This window comes from Brevibacterium sp. OS20, assembly GCF_056837565.1.
The window spans coordinates 2950515-2966126 of sequence record NZ_CM166367.1 but is presented as its reverse complement, the minus strand read 5'-3'; the positions used below and the strand labels follow the sequence as shown (position 1 = coordinate 2966126).

The 15612-nt window shown below is 66.3% G+C and carries 14 protein-coding genes; 5 read left to right on the top strand and 9 right to left on the bottom strand.

All coding sequences use genetic code 11. From position 1 onward, the window contains the following. Positions 1-300: 300 nt before the first annotated feature. Positions 301-1134, bottom strand: coding sequence for a sulfurtransferase (locus tag ACVZTU_RS13300; protein ID WP_482400556.1), 834 nt, complete (start codon positions 1132-1134; stop codon positions 301-303). Positions 1135-1181: 47 nt separating this feature from the next. Then, positions 1182-2399 (bottom strand): class I SAM-dependent methyltransferase, encoded by a 1218-nt coding sequence (locus ACVZTU_RS13295; RefSeq protein WP_482400555.1) that lies wholly within the window; start codon positions 2397-2399, stop codon positions 1182-1184. 116 nt (positions 2400-2515) lie between these two features. On the opposite strand from ACVZTU_RS13295, the gene rsmA reads away from it, so the two are divergent. The 3 genes from rsmA to ACVZTU_RS13280 are packed head-to-tail and all read left to right on the top strand — an operon-like array spanning position 2516 to position 5189. After that, entirely contained in the window at positions 2516-3469 is a 954-nt protein-coding gene (rsmA, locus tag ACVZTU_RS13290) for a 16S rRNA (adenine(1518)-N(6)/adenine(1519)-N(6))-dimethyltransferase RsmA (RefSeq protein WP_172170862.1), read from the top strand. Next, complete coding sequence (locus tag ACVZTU_RS13285; protein ID WP_434590878.1) at positions 3466-4413, top strand: 4-(cytidine 5'-diphospho)-2-C-methyl-D-erythritol kinase; 948 nt, start codon at positions 3466-3468, stop codon at positions 4411-4413. The genes rsmA and ACVZTU_RS13285 overlap by 4 nt, the downstream gene beginning before the upstream one ends. A gap of 2 nt (positions 4414-4415) precedes the next feature. Next, positions 4416-5189 (top strand): FadR/GntR family transcriptional regulator, encoded by a 774-nt coding sequence (locus ACVZTU_RS13280; protein WP_482400554.1) that lies wholly within the window; start codon positions 4416-4418, stop codon positions 5187-5189. A 62-nt stretch (positions 5190-5251) separates the two neighbouring features. Here the strand turns inward: ACVZTU_RS13280 and ACVZTU_RS13275 are convergent, their stop codons facing one another. After that, complete coding sequence (locus tag ACVZTU_RS13275) at positions 5252-6655, bottom strand: GntP family permease (protein WP_482400553.1); 1404 nt, start codon at positions 6653-6655, stop codon at positions 5252-5254. 50 nt (positions 6656-6705) lie between these two features. Next, positions 6706-7218 (bottom strand): gluconokinase, encoded by a 513-nt coding sequence (locus tag ACVZTU_RS13270; RefSeq protein ID WP_229664230.1) that lies wholly within the window; start codon positions 7216-7218, stop codon positions 6706-6708. Positions 7219-7343: 125 nt separating this feature from the next. Here ACVZTU_RS13270 and gndA point away from each other — a divergent pair, with 125 nt between their 5' ends. Together gndA and ACVZTU_RS13260 are read left to right on the top strand one after the other, a co-directional pair. Continuing rightward, on the top strand, positions 7344-8786 hold the full coding sequence (gene gndA / locus ACVZTU_RS13265; protein WP_482400552.1) for an NADP-dependent phosphogluconate dehydrogenase: 1443 nt from the start codon (positions 7344-7346) through the stop codon (positions 8784-8786). Positions 8787-8937: 151 nt separating this feature from the next. Next, positions 8938-10080 (top strand): pyridoxal-phosphate-dependent aminotransferase family protein, encoded by a 1143-nt coding sequence (locus ACVZTU_RS13260; protein ID WP_139908666.1) that lies wholly within the window; start codon positions 8938-8940, stop codon positions 10078-10080. Between the two features lie 282 nt (positions 10081-10362). Here the strand turns inward: ACVZTU_RS13260 and ACVZTU_RS13255 are convergent, their stop codons facing one another. From ACVZTU_RS13255 to ACVZTU_RS13235, 5 genes are all read right to left on the bottom strand, one after another. Then, positions 10363-11412, bottom strand: a complete 1050-nt coding sequence (locus ACVZTU_RS13255; protein WP_259357717.1) for a homocysteine S-methyltransferase family protein — start codon at positions 11410-11412, stop codon at positions 10363-10365. 222 nt (positions 11413-11634) lie between these two features. Further along, positions 11635-11871: a hypothetical protein gene (locus ACVZTU_RS13250; protein WP_482400551.1), complete on the bottom strand. Its 237-nt coding sequence runs from the start codon at positions 11869-11871 to the stop codon at positions 11635-11637. An 18-nt stretch (positions 11872-11889) separates the two neighbouring features. Next, the gene (locus ACVZTU_RS13245) at positions 11890-13041 is read right to left on the bottom strand and encodes an acyltransferase family protein (RefSeq protein WP_482400550.1); all 1152 of its coding nucleotides are present in this window, start codon (positions 13039-13041) and stop codon (positions 11890-11892) included. A 113-nt stretch (positions 13042-13154) separates the two neighbouring features. Then, positions 13155-13505 carry a TraR/DksA family transcriptional regulator gene (locus ACVZTU_RS13240; RefSeq protein ID WP_248283944.1) on the bottom strand — a complete coding sequence of 117 codons (351 nt, stop codon included), beginning with the start codon at positions 13503-13505 and terminating at the stop codon, positions 13155-13157. Then, positions 13506-15362, bottom strand: coding sequence for an ABC-F family ATP-binding cassette domain-containing protein (locus ACVZTU_RS13235; protein ID WP_482400549.1), 1857 nt, complete (start codon positions 15360-15362; stop codon positions 13506-13508). It abuts the gene before it with no gap. Positions 15363-15612: the final 250 nt, after the last annotated feature.

Genomic DNA, 15612 nt, shown 5'->3' with positions numbered 1-15612 from the left:
AGGAATGGCTGGTGGAGGGCCACGGTTCCGCCCAATTGCGTCTGTGATTCAGCGCGCAGTCTCAGCCTTGAATAACGTTTCGTGACATTCGCGAAGTGTGATTCTTGGGTCGATCCGCGGCGTTTTCCACGCTCAAACCACCGTGGATCGACCCAGGAATGCCGGAGAATGCCGTCGGCGCGGGCAATCGCGCGCGTGCAACGGTCACCACGTGCAACAGTCACCACGTGCAGTGGTGACCACGTGCAGTGGTGACCACGTGCGGGGGTGACCACGTGCGCGGGCGATGGTGGCTGAGCTTCAGGCGCCGGTCTCGACCGGTCGGTCCGGATCGGATGACCAACCGGACCAGCTCGCGGGGTAGAGGCTGGCCTCGACGCCCAGGGTCGCCAGCGCAAGAGCGTTGTGGCAGGCGGTCACTCCCGAACCGCAATACACGCCGACGGGACCATCGAGGGCACCCAGGTCGTCGAAGCGTTCGCGCAGCAGCGCTTCGGGCAGGAACGTCCCCGCGGGGACGTTGTCCGTGGCCGGGGCGCTCTTCGCTCCGGGAATGTGACCGGCCTGCGGATCGAGCGGTTCGGTCTCTCCGCGGAAGCGCTCACCGGCACGGGCATCGAGCAGGACTCCATCGAAACCGGCTGCCGCCTCGGCATCGATGACGGGCAGTCGACCCGGGCTGATCTCCACGGCACTCGGTGCGCCCTCGGGGGAGTCGCCGGTCTCGAGCGTCCCGCCGGCGTCACGGAACGCTGCGAGCCCGCCGTCGAGGACTCGCGCGCTCAATCCCGCCCAGCGCAGCAGCCACCAGGCCCGGGCCGCTCCGAGGGAGGAGTTGTCGTCATAGACCACGACCTCGGTACCTTCGTCGATGCCCCAGGAGCGCACCGTCTCCTGAAAGGCTTCGGGGCTCGGCAGCGGGTGGCGACCGGCCGTCGGATCGGTGGTGCCGTGGTCAGCGAGCTCCGTGTCGAGATCGACATAGACGGCACCGGGGATGTGCCCCGCGGCGAAGTCCTCGCGGCCATCGGGCTTCGACAGGGTCCAGCGGACGTCGAGCAGCCTCGGCGCTGGGGAGTCGGCCATTCGGATGAGCAGTTCATCGGCGCTGATGAGAACGTCGGAGCGGGACAATTCGATCTCCTTCACGGGCAGATATCTTCATGGGCAGGTTGAAGGGGTCACACCGGTTGGGTGAGCAGCACGACGTGCTTATCGCCGAGCCGGGTGAATACGAGCGTGGCTTTGTCTCCCTTGGGCAGTTTGAGTTGGCGTCGGACCTGGTCGGGCACGATGTCGGCACCGCGTTTCTTGATCACGACCGAGCCGATTCCGCGGGAGACGAGCTCCTTGCGCAGGCTCGAGACCTTCGCGGGCAGAACGTCGACGACCTCGTAGGCGGTGACACCTGCAGAGGCCGGCCCGCTCGGTTCGACGTCGGTGGTCAGATACGCGATCTTCGGGTGCAGTCGGCGCGCCTGCAGCGGTGCACACAATGCGGCGACGAGTCCGGTGCGCACGATCGCCCCGTCGGGTTCGAGCAGATACTTCCCGAGCTCCCCGATGCCCGACTCGTCCTCACGAGGGAGATTGTGTTCATGGACGAGGAGGGTGCGTTCGCCCATGACGAGGGCTCCGCGGCCGGGGCGCTGCCTGGCTGCACCGAAGTAGAGGCAGACCTCGACGACCTCTCCGTTATGGGAGACCCACTGGGCTTCGGCATCCTCGGGGACGAGGTCGTGGTCGAGTGCCGGGCCGAGCTTCACTCCGGCCGCCTTCGCCGTACTCGCCTTCTCGATCACCCATGACAGAGAAGGGGAGAAGGCCTCGGGGTCGGTGATGCGGGAAGTCGATCCGCGTTTGTCGGCCTTGCCGATGGTCCGCCGGGCCGGATCGAACCAGAGGGCATCGAATCCATCCAGGTCGACATCCTCGGCGCGAGTATGTTCGACGGCCGCATCGGGCAGGTGGCGGAGGTTGAAGGCGGCGATGGCAGCGGTGACCTCGTCGGCATCGACAGCCGAGACCTGCGCGCCCATTCCGGCGAAGGCGACCGAGTCCGCGCCGATCCCGCATCCGAGATCGGCGATGCGGAAGGACTCACCCTCGGCCACGTCGCCGATGAGTCGACGCGCATGATGAGCGGCGACCGGCAGCCGCGTGGCCTGGGCCAGTCCGTCGCGAGTGAAGAGCATGTCCTCCGCGAAAGGTCCGAGCTTCGCTGCCGCCTCCTGACGCAGCCGCGCCTGAGTGAGCAGGGCCGCAGTTACCTCGGAGGAGTAGCCCTCCTTGCGCAGGGCCGTGGACCGGGCGAGCTCATCGCCCTCGAGGTCGTCGATGCGGTCGAGACGTTCGAGGACGGCGACGTCGAGCAGTTCGGTCAGTGTCTGCGGATCCATAGGCTTCACCCTATCGTCTGCGCGGTGGGGTCATTCCCCGCGGCGAGGCGGTCCGGCCGAACCGCCGGGCCGCCGAGGTGATTGTGCGAGCCGACCGTTGCGGTAAGTTGTTGGCTGTGACGTTATTGACCGCCCGCGATATCCGCGAATTAGCCGCTGACATCGGTCTGCGCCCGACGAAGCAGAAGGGCCAGAACTTCGTCATCGACCCCAACACCGTGCGCTCGATCGTCACCGCCGCAGGGCTCGATGAGAACTCGAACGTCGTCGAGATCGGTCCGGGACTCGGTTCGCTCACCCTCGGCCTGCTCGAAGCCGGTCACAGGGTCACCGCGGTCGAGATCGACGAACTGCTCGCACAGAAGCTGCCGAGCACCGTCGACAGGTTCGCCGGCAGTGACGCACCGTTCCAGCTGGTCAACGCCGATGCACTCCGCGTCACGACGCTGCCCACGCCGCAGCACACCACCAAAGCCGCGACCGACACGCCTGACGCCGATGCCGAGAACCAGCCCGATGCGCTCGTGGCGAACCTGCCCTACAACGTGGCCGTGCCCGTGCTGCTGCACTTCCTCGAGACCTTCCCGAGCCTGACAACCGTCCTCGTCATGGTCCAGCTCGAAGTCGCCGAACGGCTCGCCGCCGCCCCCGGCTCCCGCACCTACGGAGTCCCCAGCGTCAAAGCCCAGTGGTACGGGGACGTGCAGCTGGCGGGCAAGATCGGCAAGAACGTGTTCTGGCCGGCCCCGAACATCGACTCCGGACTCGTCCGCATCGACGTCACCCGCACCGACCGCGACCCGGCCGTGCGCAGCCGCCTCTTCACCCTCATCGACGCCGCTTTCGCCCAGCGCCGCAAGACCCTGCGCGCAGCCCTGTCCGGATGGGCCGGCAGCCCCCAACAGTCCGAAGACCTGCTGACGGCCGCCGGAATCGACCCGAAGACCCGCGGCGAGGCCCTCACCGTCGCCGACTTCCAACGCCTCGCCGCTGTTGCCGTCGACGACGGTGGCGCCTCCAACGGAGATGCCGCTGCACCGGCCCCGCCCGCCGAGGATCCCTCACCATGACCGTCCCGCTGCATCCGCGCATGACGATCCCGGCCCCGGTGAAAGTGCAGGCGCCGGGGAAGATAAACATCCACCTCGGTGTGGGTGCGGCGAACAACGGGTATCACGAACTCGCGACCGTATTCCAAGCGCTCAACCTCGGCGAGACCCTCACTCTCATTCCGGGCGGAACACGAACGATCATCGTCCAGGGCCGCTACGCGGATGCCGAGGTCCCACGCGATGAATCGAACTTCGCCAGACGCGCCGTCGACCTCCTCATCGCCGCGCTCGAGGGCGACCGGGATGTCGATGTGCTGCGCGACCTCGACATCGTCATCGACAAACAGGTGCCCGTGGCCGGCGGAATGGGCGGGGGATCGGCCGACGCGGCCGCCGCGCTCGTCGGAGCCGCTCACCTCGTCGGCGGAGTCGATGAGGCGATCCTCCACCAATGCGCGGTCGCCGTCGGGGCCGACGTCGCTTTCCTCCTGCGCGGTGGCACGGCCATCGGCCACGGTCGCGGGGAGAAGCTGAGCCCCGTGCTCACCCGCGGAACCTTCCACTGGGTGATGGCCACCTCGGCGTCGCCCCTGCCCACCCCGGACGTCTACGCCCGCTTCGACGAACTCAACCCCGACCCGGCACCCGCGACCGTCCCCGATCAGGTGCTCACGGCGCTCGCCGCCGGCGAACCGGACTCGCTCGCGGAATTCGCGGCGAACGATCTCACCGAGGCGGCCGTGTCCTTCATGCCCGAAATCGCCGAGGTGATGGAGGCCGGCCGGGACGCCGGCGCCGTCCTGCCCCTGCTCAGCGGGTCAGGGCCGACGATCGGCTTCCTCGCCCGCGATGCCCACCACGCCCTCGACCTCGCTGTGCTCCTGCAGGCTACGCGCGGCGTCAACGAAGCACTGCGCACCACCGGGCCCGCCCCCGGAGCGCATATCGTGGACGGCGGCTGACCGTGGGGGAGGAGAACCAGACCCCCGCCGAGGCGGCCGACAGTCCGAAATCGAGCCCGGAGAATCGCGGCAACCTCTATGAAACGCTGCGCGATCAGGTCGGACAGGACATCGTCTCCGGGCGGCTGGCCGCCGGGACGATCATCAAGGCCGAAGATCTGCGTGCCCGCTACGATGTGTCGCTGTCGGTGGTGCGCGAAGTCGTCCGAGTCCTCGAATCATTGGGCATGCTGCAGCCGATCCGTCGGGTCGGCCTCGTCGTGCTCGCGATGAGCGAATGGATGCTGCTCGACCCGCTCGTCATCCGCTGGAGGATGACCGAGGCGCCGGCGCGGCAGCTGCGGTCGCTGACGGAACTGCGAGTGGCCATCGAACCCGAAGCGGCCGGACTGGCCGCACAGTACGCCCCTGCAGAAGCCGCCGAGGAGATCATGGGTCTGGCCGCTCGGATGCGAGCCTCGGGCAGGCAGGGCGATGTCGAGGCGTTCCTCGAAGCCGATGTGGAATTCCACCGGGCAGTGCTCGGCGCCGGAGGCAACGAGCTCTTCGCCGCCTTCGACACCGTCATCGGCGAGATCCTCGCCGGCCGCACCGGAGCGGGACTGATGCCGAAGTTCCCGCACCCGGATGCCCTGCAATGGCACTTCGACGTCGCCGATGCCATCGGCGGGCAGGACCCGGCCCGGGCGAAGGACGCGATGGCGAAGATCGTGGCCAAAGCCGATGCGGAGATGGGCAGCGTCTGGGCTGACGAACCCCGGCACCCCAGCAATTGACGAAGGTGCCGAGGCGCCCGGGCATCTGAGCACCCAAGCGCCCGGGCGGCTGAGCACCGGCTTCAGAACAGGCTGACGACTCCGTAGAGGGCGAGGCTGAGCAGGAATCCGACGGTGCCGAGCAGCGTCTCGGCGACGGTCCAGGTCTTCAGCGTCGTCTTCGTATCCATCCCGAAGAAGCGGGACACCAGCCAGAAGCCGGAGTCGTTGACGTGGCTGGCGAAGACCGAACCGGCGGCCAGCGACAGCACGATCGCCACGACCTGCAGGCTCGAGAAGTCCGGATTGCCGACGACGATCGGCTGGACCAGTGCCGCCGCGGTCGTCAGCGCCACCGTCGCCGAACCCTGTGCGATACGCACGATCGCGGCGATGACGAAGCCGGCGACGATGACGGGCAGGCCAAGGGCAGCCGGCGAATCGGCCAGGGAATCGCCGATGCCGCTGGCACGCAGCACTCCGCCGAACATGCCGCCGGCACCGGTGATGAGGATGATCGAGCACACCGGGCCGAGCGCGGAGTCGACGACGGTCTCGATGAGCGACTGGTCCTTCTTCTGCTTCCAGCCGAGCAGCCACATGGCGATGACGACGGTGATGAGCAGGGCGATCGGCGTCTCTCCGAGCAGTCGCAGGGAGCTGATGCCCACCGATTCGATATCGACCCACCCTGCTTCACCGGCGAAGTTCAGCCCGGTGTTGAGGAAGATGAGCACGAGAGGCAGGACGAGGAGGAAGATGACGTGGCCGAGCTTCGGGCGCGAGGCGAAATCTTTGAAGTTGTCGTCCTTCCCGGCCGAAAGGACCGTCGGGACCGGGACGTCGATGCGTTTGCCGATGATGAGCCCGAACAGATACCCGGTGAGGTACCAGGAGGGGATGGCGATGATGATTCCGCAGATGAGGACGAGGCCGACGTTCGCGCCGAGCAGTCCGGAGGCTGCGACAGGGCCGGGGTGCGGGGGTACGAAGATGTGCATGGCGGAGAATGCCATGGCCGCAGGCATCGCGTAGAGCAGCAGAGACCCGCCGAGGCGGCGCGTGATCGTGAAGATGATCGGCAGCATGACGACGAGGCCGGCGTCGAAGAAGATCGGGAAGCCGAAGAGCAGCGAGGTCACGCCGAGGGCGAAGGGTGCGCGCTTCTCACCGAAGAGGCGGATGAGGGCGTCGGTGAGCACCTCGGCGCCGCCGGAGAGTTCGAGCATCCGCCCGAGCATCGCACCGAGTCCGACGAGCAGAGCCACACTGGCCAGGGTGGATCCGAAGCCGTCGTAGAGGACGTCGATGAGGTCGCCGGGCATGATGCCGGCGGCCAGTGCTGTGATCACTGAGACGATGACGAGGGCGATGAAGGCGTGGACGCGTGCCTTGATGATGAGCAGGAGCAGCACGGCGATCGCCGCGGCTGCGATTCCCAGCAGGGCCGGAGTCGGCAGGGTCCAGGCCAATTCGAGTTCGGTCATTGTTCCTCTTCCTTGAGGTCAGATGGATGGGCGGACGGTGGACGGGACGATCATGCGTTCAGCCGCTTTACGGATTCGAGGATCGCATTCAGAACCTCGGGAATCGACCGGTCGACGTCGACGGTGGCGTGAGCTTCCTCGGCAGCGAGCGGTTCGAGGGTGGCCAGCTGCGAATCGAGCAGATCGGGAGACATGAACTCGTGGTCGCGGCGGGCCAGATGGTCGGCGATGACCTCGCGAGGACCGTCGAGGTGGATGAAGACGAGTGAGGGTGCCGACCTGCGCAGCAGGTCACGGTAGGTGCGCTTGAGCGCGGAGCACGCGATGACCGGGGCCGGGGTGCGGGCGGCCTCGACGGCGACGCTGTTAAGCCAGGGGGAGCGATCCTCATCCGTGAGCGGCACCCCGGAACTCATCTTCGCTTTGTTCGCCGCGGAGTGCAGATCGTCGGCGTCGACGAATCGACGGTCGAGGGCGTGCGCCACCTGCGCGCCGAGGACGGTTTTGCCGGTTCCCGAGACACCCATGATGACGAGCGGTGGAAGGAAAGGGCTGTGACCCATAACCGAAACCTCTCGATAAAATATGAAGAAATATCTATAATCAGTTATTAAAACAGATTTATTGCACCGTAGTGCTGGTGGGAAGCGACTGTCAACACTGCTGATCACAGGGAAGAAGGATGCTCATGAAGGCCGATGTCGCGGTGATCGGAACCGGCGTGATGGGGTCGAATCTCGCCCGCAACCTCGCCCGTGAGTCGGGCCGCCGAGTGGCCGTCTACGACCGCGACGTCGAGCGCGCCCAGAACCTGGCGCAGGACTTCCCCGAGGCGGACTTCCTCGTCGCCACCGACCTGACCGACCTGGCCGGGAAGCTCAACGAACCACGAGTGGCGATCCTCATGGTCAATGCCGGAGGCGCCACGGATGCGGCGATCGGCGATCTCGCCGAGGCGTTCGCCCCCGGAGACATCATCGTCGACGGCGGCAACTCCCACTTCCGGGACACGATCGCCCGCGGGACCCGACTCGATGGCACCGGCATCGAGTTCGCCGGGGTCGGCATCTCCGGGGGAGAGGTCGGCGCCCTGCTCGGGCCTTCCCTCATGGTCGGCGGATCGGAGACCGCATGGCAGCGCCTGCGTCCCCTGCTCGAACCCATTGCTGCGAAGGTCGGAGACGAGGCCTGCGTCGATCACATCGGCACCGACGGGGCCGGCCATTTCGTCAAGATGGTCCACAACGGCATCGAATACGCCGATATGCAGCTCATCAGCGAGGCCTTCACCCTCCTGCGTGACGGCCTGGGCATGACACCGCCCGAGATCGCAGAAGTCTTCGCCGACTGGAACACCGGAGAGCTCGAGTCCTACCTCATCGAGATCACCGCCGACGTCCTCGACCACGTCGATGAGGCGACGGGTCGGCCGTTCGTCGACATCGTCGCCGACGCCGCGAAGGCCAAGGGCACGGGTGCGTGGACGGCGCAGGTCGGGCTCGATCTCGGGGTTCCGGTGCCCACCATCGCCGAGGCGGTCTTCTCCCGTTCGCTGTCATCCTCGGTCGATCTGCGCGCTCAGGGACTCCGCTTGGCCGGTCCCCGTCCCGGCGCCGGATCGTCGTCGTTGTCTCCGGACGAGCGTGCGGCTCGCATCGAGGAGATCGGCAAGGCCCTGCTGCTGGGCAAGGTGATGGCCTACGTCCAGGGCTTCCACGAGATCGCGGTCGGGGCAGCCGAACACGGATGGGACATCGACCTCGGGGCGCTCGCCGGAATCTGGCGGGCCGGGTGCATCATCAGGGCCCGCCTGCTCGATCGAATCGTCGAGGCCTTCGACGTACCGACTCCGCCCGAGAACCTGCTGGCCGCCGACTTCGTCCGCGAGGTCGCCGACCGCTGCCAGGAATCCCTGCGGACGACCGTGGTCGAGGCCATCGGTCACGGAATCGCCGTGCCTGGACTGTCCTCGACGCTGGCCTACTTCGACGGACTGCGCACCGAGGCGGGCAGTGCCGCACTCATCCAGGCCCAGCGCGATCGCTTCGGTTCGCACACCTACACGCGCACCGACCGTCCCGGGTTCTTCCATACCCTGTGGTCGGGGGATCGGGGTGAAGTCGAAGTCTGATCGTCGGGCCGCCTCGGTGATGGTCGACCGGAACGACGGGGCCGCCTCGGTGCGCGGTGAAACTGACGTTCGGCCGCCTCGGCGAGGGTCGCTGCGGTCTCACTGATCGACTCCGGTGGCCCGGATGGCGGACTGTCGATATGTTAGAGCCATGACTTTGCCACACGAAGATGTTGACCCGGACGGACTGCTCGAATACTCGGTGGTCTTCACCGACCGATCGCTCAACCACATGTCGCAGCGGTTCGTATCCGTGATGCAGGAGATCAACCGGATCCTGCGCTCGGCCTACGACGCCGATTCCGCTGCCATCGTCCCCGGCGGCGGCAGCTACGCCATGGAATCCGTTGCCCGTCAGGTCGCCACCGGCAAGAAGGCGCTGATCGTGCGCAACGGTCTGTTCTCCTTCCGCTGGTCGCAGATCCTCGACGCCGGAGCCATCGCCTCGGAGACGACCGTGCTCAAGGCCTCCCCGGACAGTGCCGAGCACCAGTCGCCGTGGTCGCCGGCCCCCGTCGCCGAGGTGGTCGCCGCCATCGAGCGCGAGAAGCCCGCTGTCGTGTTCGCTCCCCACGTCGAGACCGCCTCGGGGATGCTCCTGCCCGATGACTACGTTCGCCAGGTTGCCGAGGCCGTGCACTCGGTCGGCGGAATCTTCGTTCTCGACTGCATCGCCTCGGGCGCGGTGTGGGCGTCGATGACCGACCTCGGTGTCGATGTGCTCATCTCCGCTCCGCAGAAGGGATGGAGCGGATCGCCGTGCGCCGGCTACGTCATGCTCAGCAAGGCCGGCCGTGCCGCCGTGGAGGCGTCCACCTCGACGAGCTTCGCGATGGATCTGAAGAAGTGGCTGTTCATCGCCGACGAATACGAAGCCGGCCGTGCGCCGTACCATGCGACGATGCCCACCGATGCTTTGGCGCACAATGCCAAGCTCATGGTCGAAAGCGAGGAGCGCGGCTTCGATAAGCTCGCCGCCGCGCAGGCCGAACTCGGACAGCGCGTGCGCGCGGTCTTCGCCGAACGCGGACTGCCCTCGGTGGCTTCGGACGAGTTCGCCTCGCCGAGCGTGGTCGTCGTCCACACCGACAATCCGAAGCTCGCGACCGGTGCCAGCTTCAAGGAAGTCGGTGTGCAGATCGCTGCCGGCGTGCCGCTGCAGTGCGATGAGCCCGAGGACTTCTCGAGTTTCCGCATCGGCCTGTTCGGTCTCGACAAGCTCGGCGACATCGACGGCACGATCGCGCGCCTCGAGGCCGCTCTCGACTCGATCGGCGTGACCGCCGAAGCCTGAGCGCTCACGGGCGACCCCGCGCGGTCGCCAAGCATCACGCACCGTAACCGGCACTGCCTACAGGCAGAACGCCGGGAAGCATCACGCACCGCCAGTGGCACTGCCTACCGGTAGTCGCAGCACATACAGTCAGCGCTATAACCTCCCGTTCCTGCGAGGGGTTATGGCGCTGACTGTATGGGGTGGCCCTGACAGTGAGGGGTGCTCAGAACGCTCGAGTGCCTTATGGCGGGGACGCTCAGGCACCCTCGTTCGCCTAGCTGTGAGCGATGCTCCCGAGTCTCAGGCAGTGTCTCCGAGGGCCACGACGTTGTCGGCGAGCCGTTCGTTGCTGCCGTACATGAAGTGGTTGGCCATGTTCTCGGAGAAGCGGCTCGCATCGGTGGTCAGTCCGACCGCCTCGGCGACCTCGCGGATGTGCATCGGGGTCGCGCCGCAGCACACTCCGATGTAGTTGACGCCCAGGTCATAGGCTTCCTTGGCGAACGCGCCGATCTCGTAGCGGTTGGTCTGCAGGGGATCGAGAGCGGTGGGGAACGTGCGTCCGTGCGGGGAGGCCACCTCGGCGCGGGGGTCGGAGAGGTTGAAGAACGTCGGCTCGTCCTCAGTGGTGCGGTAGGGGATCGGCAGGGCGCCGACGTGACAGGACACTGCCTGACGGATCTCTTTCAGCCACGGCAGCATCGTCGCGGGACCGCGGAAGCAGTTGAGCCCGACGACATCGACGCCGAGCTGCTCGAGGCGCTGCGCGGTCTCGACGATCCCGACCCCGTCGGCCATCTCCTGGAAGGCCATCGGGGCGAGGGTGAGGACGACGGGCAGTCCGCTGGCCTTGGCGATCTCGGCGGCGGCGATGGCCTCACCAGCGAAGTAGAAGGTCTCGCCTATGATGAGGTCGGCACCTTCCTCGACCGCCCAGGCGACCATCTCGGCGAACATGGCTCGCACCTCGGACTGCTTGGACTCGTCGGCGGGGTCCCAGATGTTCGAGTTCGAGATGTTGCCGGCCATGAAGTTCCCGGGCTTGGCGTCGGCTACCGACCGGGCGATCTGGAGGGCGGCGCGGTTGAGCGGTTCGAGCAGATCTTCCTTGCCGATCACGCGCATCTTCTCGCGGTGCCCGTTGTAGGTGAAGGCCTCGACGATGTCGGAGCCGGCCCGCTGGAAGTCGACGTGGAGGGAGCGCAGGGCGTCGGGGAACTCGAGGGCCACCTCGGGGACGAACTCGCCGGCAGACAGATATCCGCGCTTCTCGAGCTCGAACAGGAAGCCTTCCGCGCAGATCACGGGGCCGGCATCGAGGCGTTGGGTCAGGGCGTTGGTCGCGGTCATGGATGCTCTCCGATTCGATGATGTGGCCGAGCCCGGGCAAACGGCCCGAACATTGTTATCACACCATCAATCGGCGCAGTGAGGTCCGTCACATCGACATAATTCGACGCTGAAGGCCATGAAAGAACACGACCTCGCCGAGGCGGCCCGACCGAAAGCCTGCAATGTCGGGCTCCGGTGGGGTCCCCGCAAAGATCAGCGACCGCCGAGGCGGCCCGATCGTCAGCGGTCCTCGTCGCCGCTGAGATAGACCGGCAGGCGACGGTAGCGCACTGCCCGCTGGGCTGCGCCGGCGGGCACCTCCTGAGTGGGTTCGTAGGTGGCGTTGTTCTGCGGAACCTCATGTGAACCCGGCAACGGGTACGGCTCGCCCGCAACCGGGGCGGGGGAGGCGAACGACTGTTGCTGACCGGGCTGCTGTTCGTAGCCGGGGGAGTGCTGGTAGCCGACTCCGGGCATGGGCTGCAGCCCGAGTCCCTACCGGTCCGGTCCGTCGCCCTCGCTGTAGGCGTCCCCGGGGTGATAGGTGTCGCCGGTGTAGCCGGCATCTCCACGGCGACCTCGCTCTCCGCGATTTCGCCTGCTGCGGCCTCGCTCTCCGCGACCTCGCCCGCTGCGACGGTCGGAGTCCTCCGGCCGGAGGAAGGGGAACGGTTTGAGCAGCAGGCCGGTGACGGTCGAGGACCACCAGCGCAGGGCGCGTTCGAAGGGCGACCAGGCGAGCAAGCCCGTCCAGACGACGGCCAGGGCCACACAGATGAGCAGGACGACGGCGTCGTGGAGGACGTTGCGGCTTTCGTCGAGGACCGGCTGCAGGGCGCGGACGACGAATCCGTGGAGGATGTAGACAGCGAGGCTGTTCTTGCCGATCGTCGCGATCGTGTCCTTCGTATTGCTCAACCAGGATAGAAGGGCCAGCGTCAGCAGCACCGCTCCGATGTCGACGATGAGTCGCAGTCCCACGCCTTCGGGAACGCTGACGTCGAAGTGGGCGAAGTTGAGGCTGCCGTAGAGCCAGTTGTAGTCGACCTGGTCGAGGAAGAAATATCCGACGGCCGCGAGGGCAGCGGCACTGAGACAGAGTTTCTGCCAGATCGCGAGGCTGCCCGCCCAGTCGATGATCTGCTTGCCGTAGAGCTTGCCGATGACGAAGAACGGCCAGAACGCCATCGTCCGAGCCGCGGAGAGCTCGGTGTCGAGGACCGGCAGCAATCCGCCGAAGAGCCCGACGACCAGAGAAGCGACGAGCATCGTGCGCGGGAATCGCTCGATGAAGGGGACCGTTATCATCCACCACGCCATCGACAGCAGGAACCACGTGTACCAGAACGGTCGGAGGAAGTCGTAGTCGGGATTGAGCCCGAAGAGCCACATCCACCCCCACATGAGCGGCAGCACCGTGGCGAGGAGGACGAAGTAGGTCAGAACCCGTTCGGCCAGTTTGTTCGACTTCGCCGTGATGCCGGCAAGGAAGACGAACGCCGGCATGTGGAACATGTAGACGAAGTACATCGGTGCGCCCAGGATCGGCGACTCCCATGGGGAGGTCCTGGCGAGGAGGTGGCCCAGAACCACCAGGAAGATGAGTATTCCCTTGGCGCGGTCGATGCGATAGTCCCGTGATGACACGCCGATACACTACCGCACCCGGCAGGCTTTGGGGAAAGTTCAGACCGGCGCCGAGGCGGTCGCCCGGTCGTGTGCGACGGTGCACTCGTGCGTGCGAAAGGGGATGGAAACGACTAGCCGCGGGCGGCGCAGTTCACGCATTTGGCCGCGTAGGGGCGGGCCTCCAGCCGCGCCTCGGCGATGGGTCTGCCGCAGTCGATGCAGGTCCCGAACGTGCCCGCGTTCAGGCGGTCGACCGCCTCGGCGATCTCCTCGAGGCGATTCTCGGACTGTTCGAGCAAGGTCGCGGCCTGCGACCGTTCGAAGGCGAGCGTCGCCCCTTCCGGATCGTGCTCGTCGTCGCTGTTGTCGCCCTCGCGAGCGGCCGAGACCTCATCGATTCCCTGAGTCAGGCGGTCGATGAGCGCCTGCGTCTCCGCTCGTTCCGCCTCGAGCAGGTCTCGCATCGTCGCTTCGTCGATCACTCAGGCCTCGAGAGCTTCGGACGCTTCGAGCCAGCGCATCTCGAGTTCGTCGAGTTCGTCCTGGGACTCGCGGATCGCGGCCGTGAGCTTGGCCAGTCCCTCGAAATCGGTCTGGTCGTGGGCGGCCATCTCCTCGTGCTTCTTCGCGATCTGAGTGTTCAGCTTGTCCATCCGCCGCTCGATCGACGACAGTTCCTTCTTCGCCGCCCGGGCTTCCGCGCCGGACAGCTTCGGAACCGATGCGGATCCCTCGCTCGCCGAGGCGGCCCCACCGGAACCGGTCCCGTCGTTTCCCGCTGTGGCCCCGTTCGAACCGCCGGAAGCCCTGTTCGAACCTGCAGTGCCGCGGCATTCCTGTTCGGCTCGCAGCCGCAAGTACTCTTCGACGCCGCCGGGAACATGGCGCAGTCCGTTGTCGAGGATCGCGTACTGCTGATCGGTGACCCGCTCCAACAGGTACCGGTCGTGGGAGACGACGATGAGGGTGCCCGGCCAGGAATCGAGGAGATCCTCCATCGCCGCGAGCATGTCCGAGTCAACGTCGTTCGTCGGCTCGTCGAGGATGATGACATTGGGTTCGGCCATGAGCAGCAGCAGAAGCTGGAGTCGGCGCTTCTGCCCGCCGGAGAGCTCCTTGACCCGGGCGGACAGATGCTCCTTCGCGAAGCCGAGCCGTTCGAGCAGCTGGGCCGGAGTGAAGTCCTTGCCTTCGATGTTGAACGAGGTCTTCGACTCGGCGAGGACTTCGCGCACACGGGATTCGGCGATGCGGGCCAGATCCTTGAACTGCTGATCGAGCACACCGATCTGCACGGTCTTGCCGCGCTTGACCCGACCCGCATCGGGTTCGATCTCTCCCGAGACCAGACCTAAGAGCGTCGACTTCCCAGCACCGTTCGGACCGAGGATCCCGGTGCGCTCACCGGGACCGATGCGCCACGTGACATCCTCCAGAATCGTGGTCTCGGCGAAGTGCTTGGACACGTCGAGCAGATCGACGACGTCCTTGCCCAGGCGGGCCGTGGCCATTTTCTTCAGCTCGATCGGATTGCGCACCTCCGGCACATCGGCGATGAGCTGGTTGGCGGCTTCAATGCGGAACTTCGGCTTCGACGTCCGGGCGGGAGCACCGCGTCGCAGCCATGCGAGTTCCTTGCGCATGAGATTCTGTCGCTTCGCCTCGGTGGCGGCGGCGATCCGATCGCGCTCGACGCGCTGGAGGACATAGGCGGCATAACCGCCTTCGAAAGGCTCGACAATGCGGTCGTGGACCTCCCAGGTCTTCGTGCACACCTCGTCGAGGAACCACCGGTCGTGGGTGACCAGCAGCAGGGCTCCGGAATTCTTCGGCCACCGGCCGCGAATATGCTTCGCCAGCCACGCGATGCCGTCGACATCGAGGTGGTTCGTCGGCTCGTCGAGGATGAGCATGTCCCAATCGCCGATGAGCAGAGCCGCCAGGGCCACTCGACGGCGCTGACCGCCGGAGAGCGAGGAGATCTGCGCATCCCAATCGAGATCGGCGATGAGACCGGAGATGATGTCACGGGCCCGCGGATCGGCGGCCCATTCGTGATCGGCGGCATCGCCGACGACGGAGAAGCCGACGGTCGCCTCGTCATCGAGGTCATCGCGCTGGCCGAGCATGCCCAGACGCAGCCCGCCGCGATACGTCACGCGTCCGGAATCGGGTTCGATGGTGCCTGCGAGCATGCCGAGCAGGCTCGACTTGCCGTCGCCGTTGCGGCCGACGATGCCGATCATGTCGCCGGACTCGACGCCGAGAGTGACCGAGTCGAAGACGACTCGCGTGGGGTATTCGAGGTGGAGGGCTTCTGCCCCGAGGAGATGTGCCATAGCAGTCTCTAGCCTAGTTCACCGCGGTTCGCCCGATTGACCGGATGGGCCAGTCCGGCCGGCCGCCGGCCGCATCGTTTGCCGCATCTTTCTGTCTCAAACACAAGGCGTTTTCTGTTCGCATTTCGGACCGATAACCCCACCGCATGACGGATTGTTTCTTTTTCATATCGGTGTCTGCGATTGAGGTGCTAACGGACCTTTCCAAATGACCTCAGTGCATTAGACTGACCGAAACTCATTAAAATAT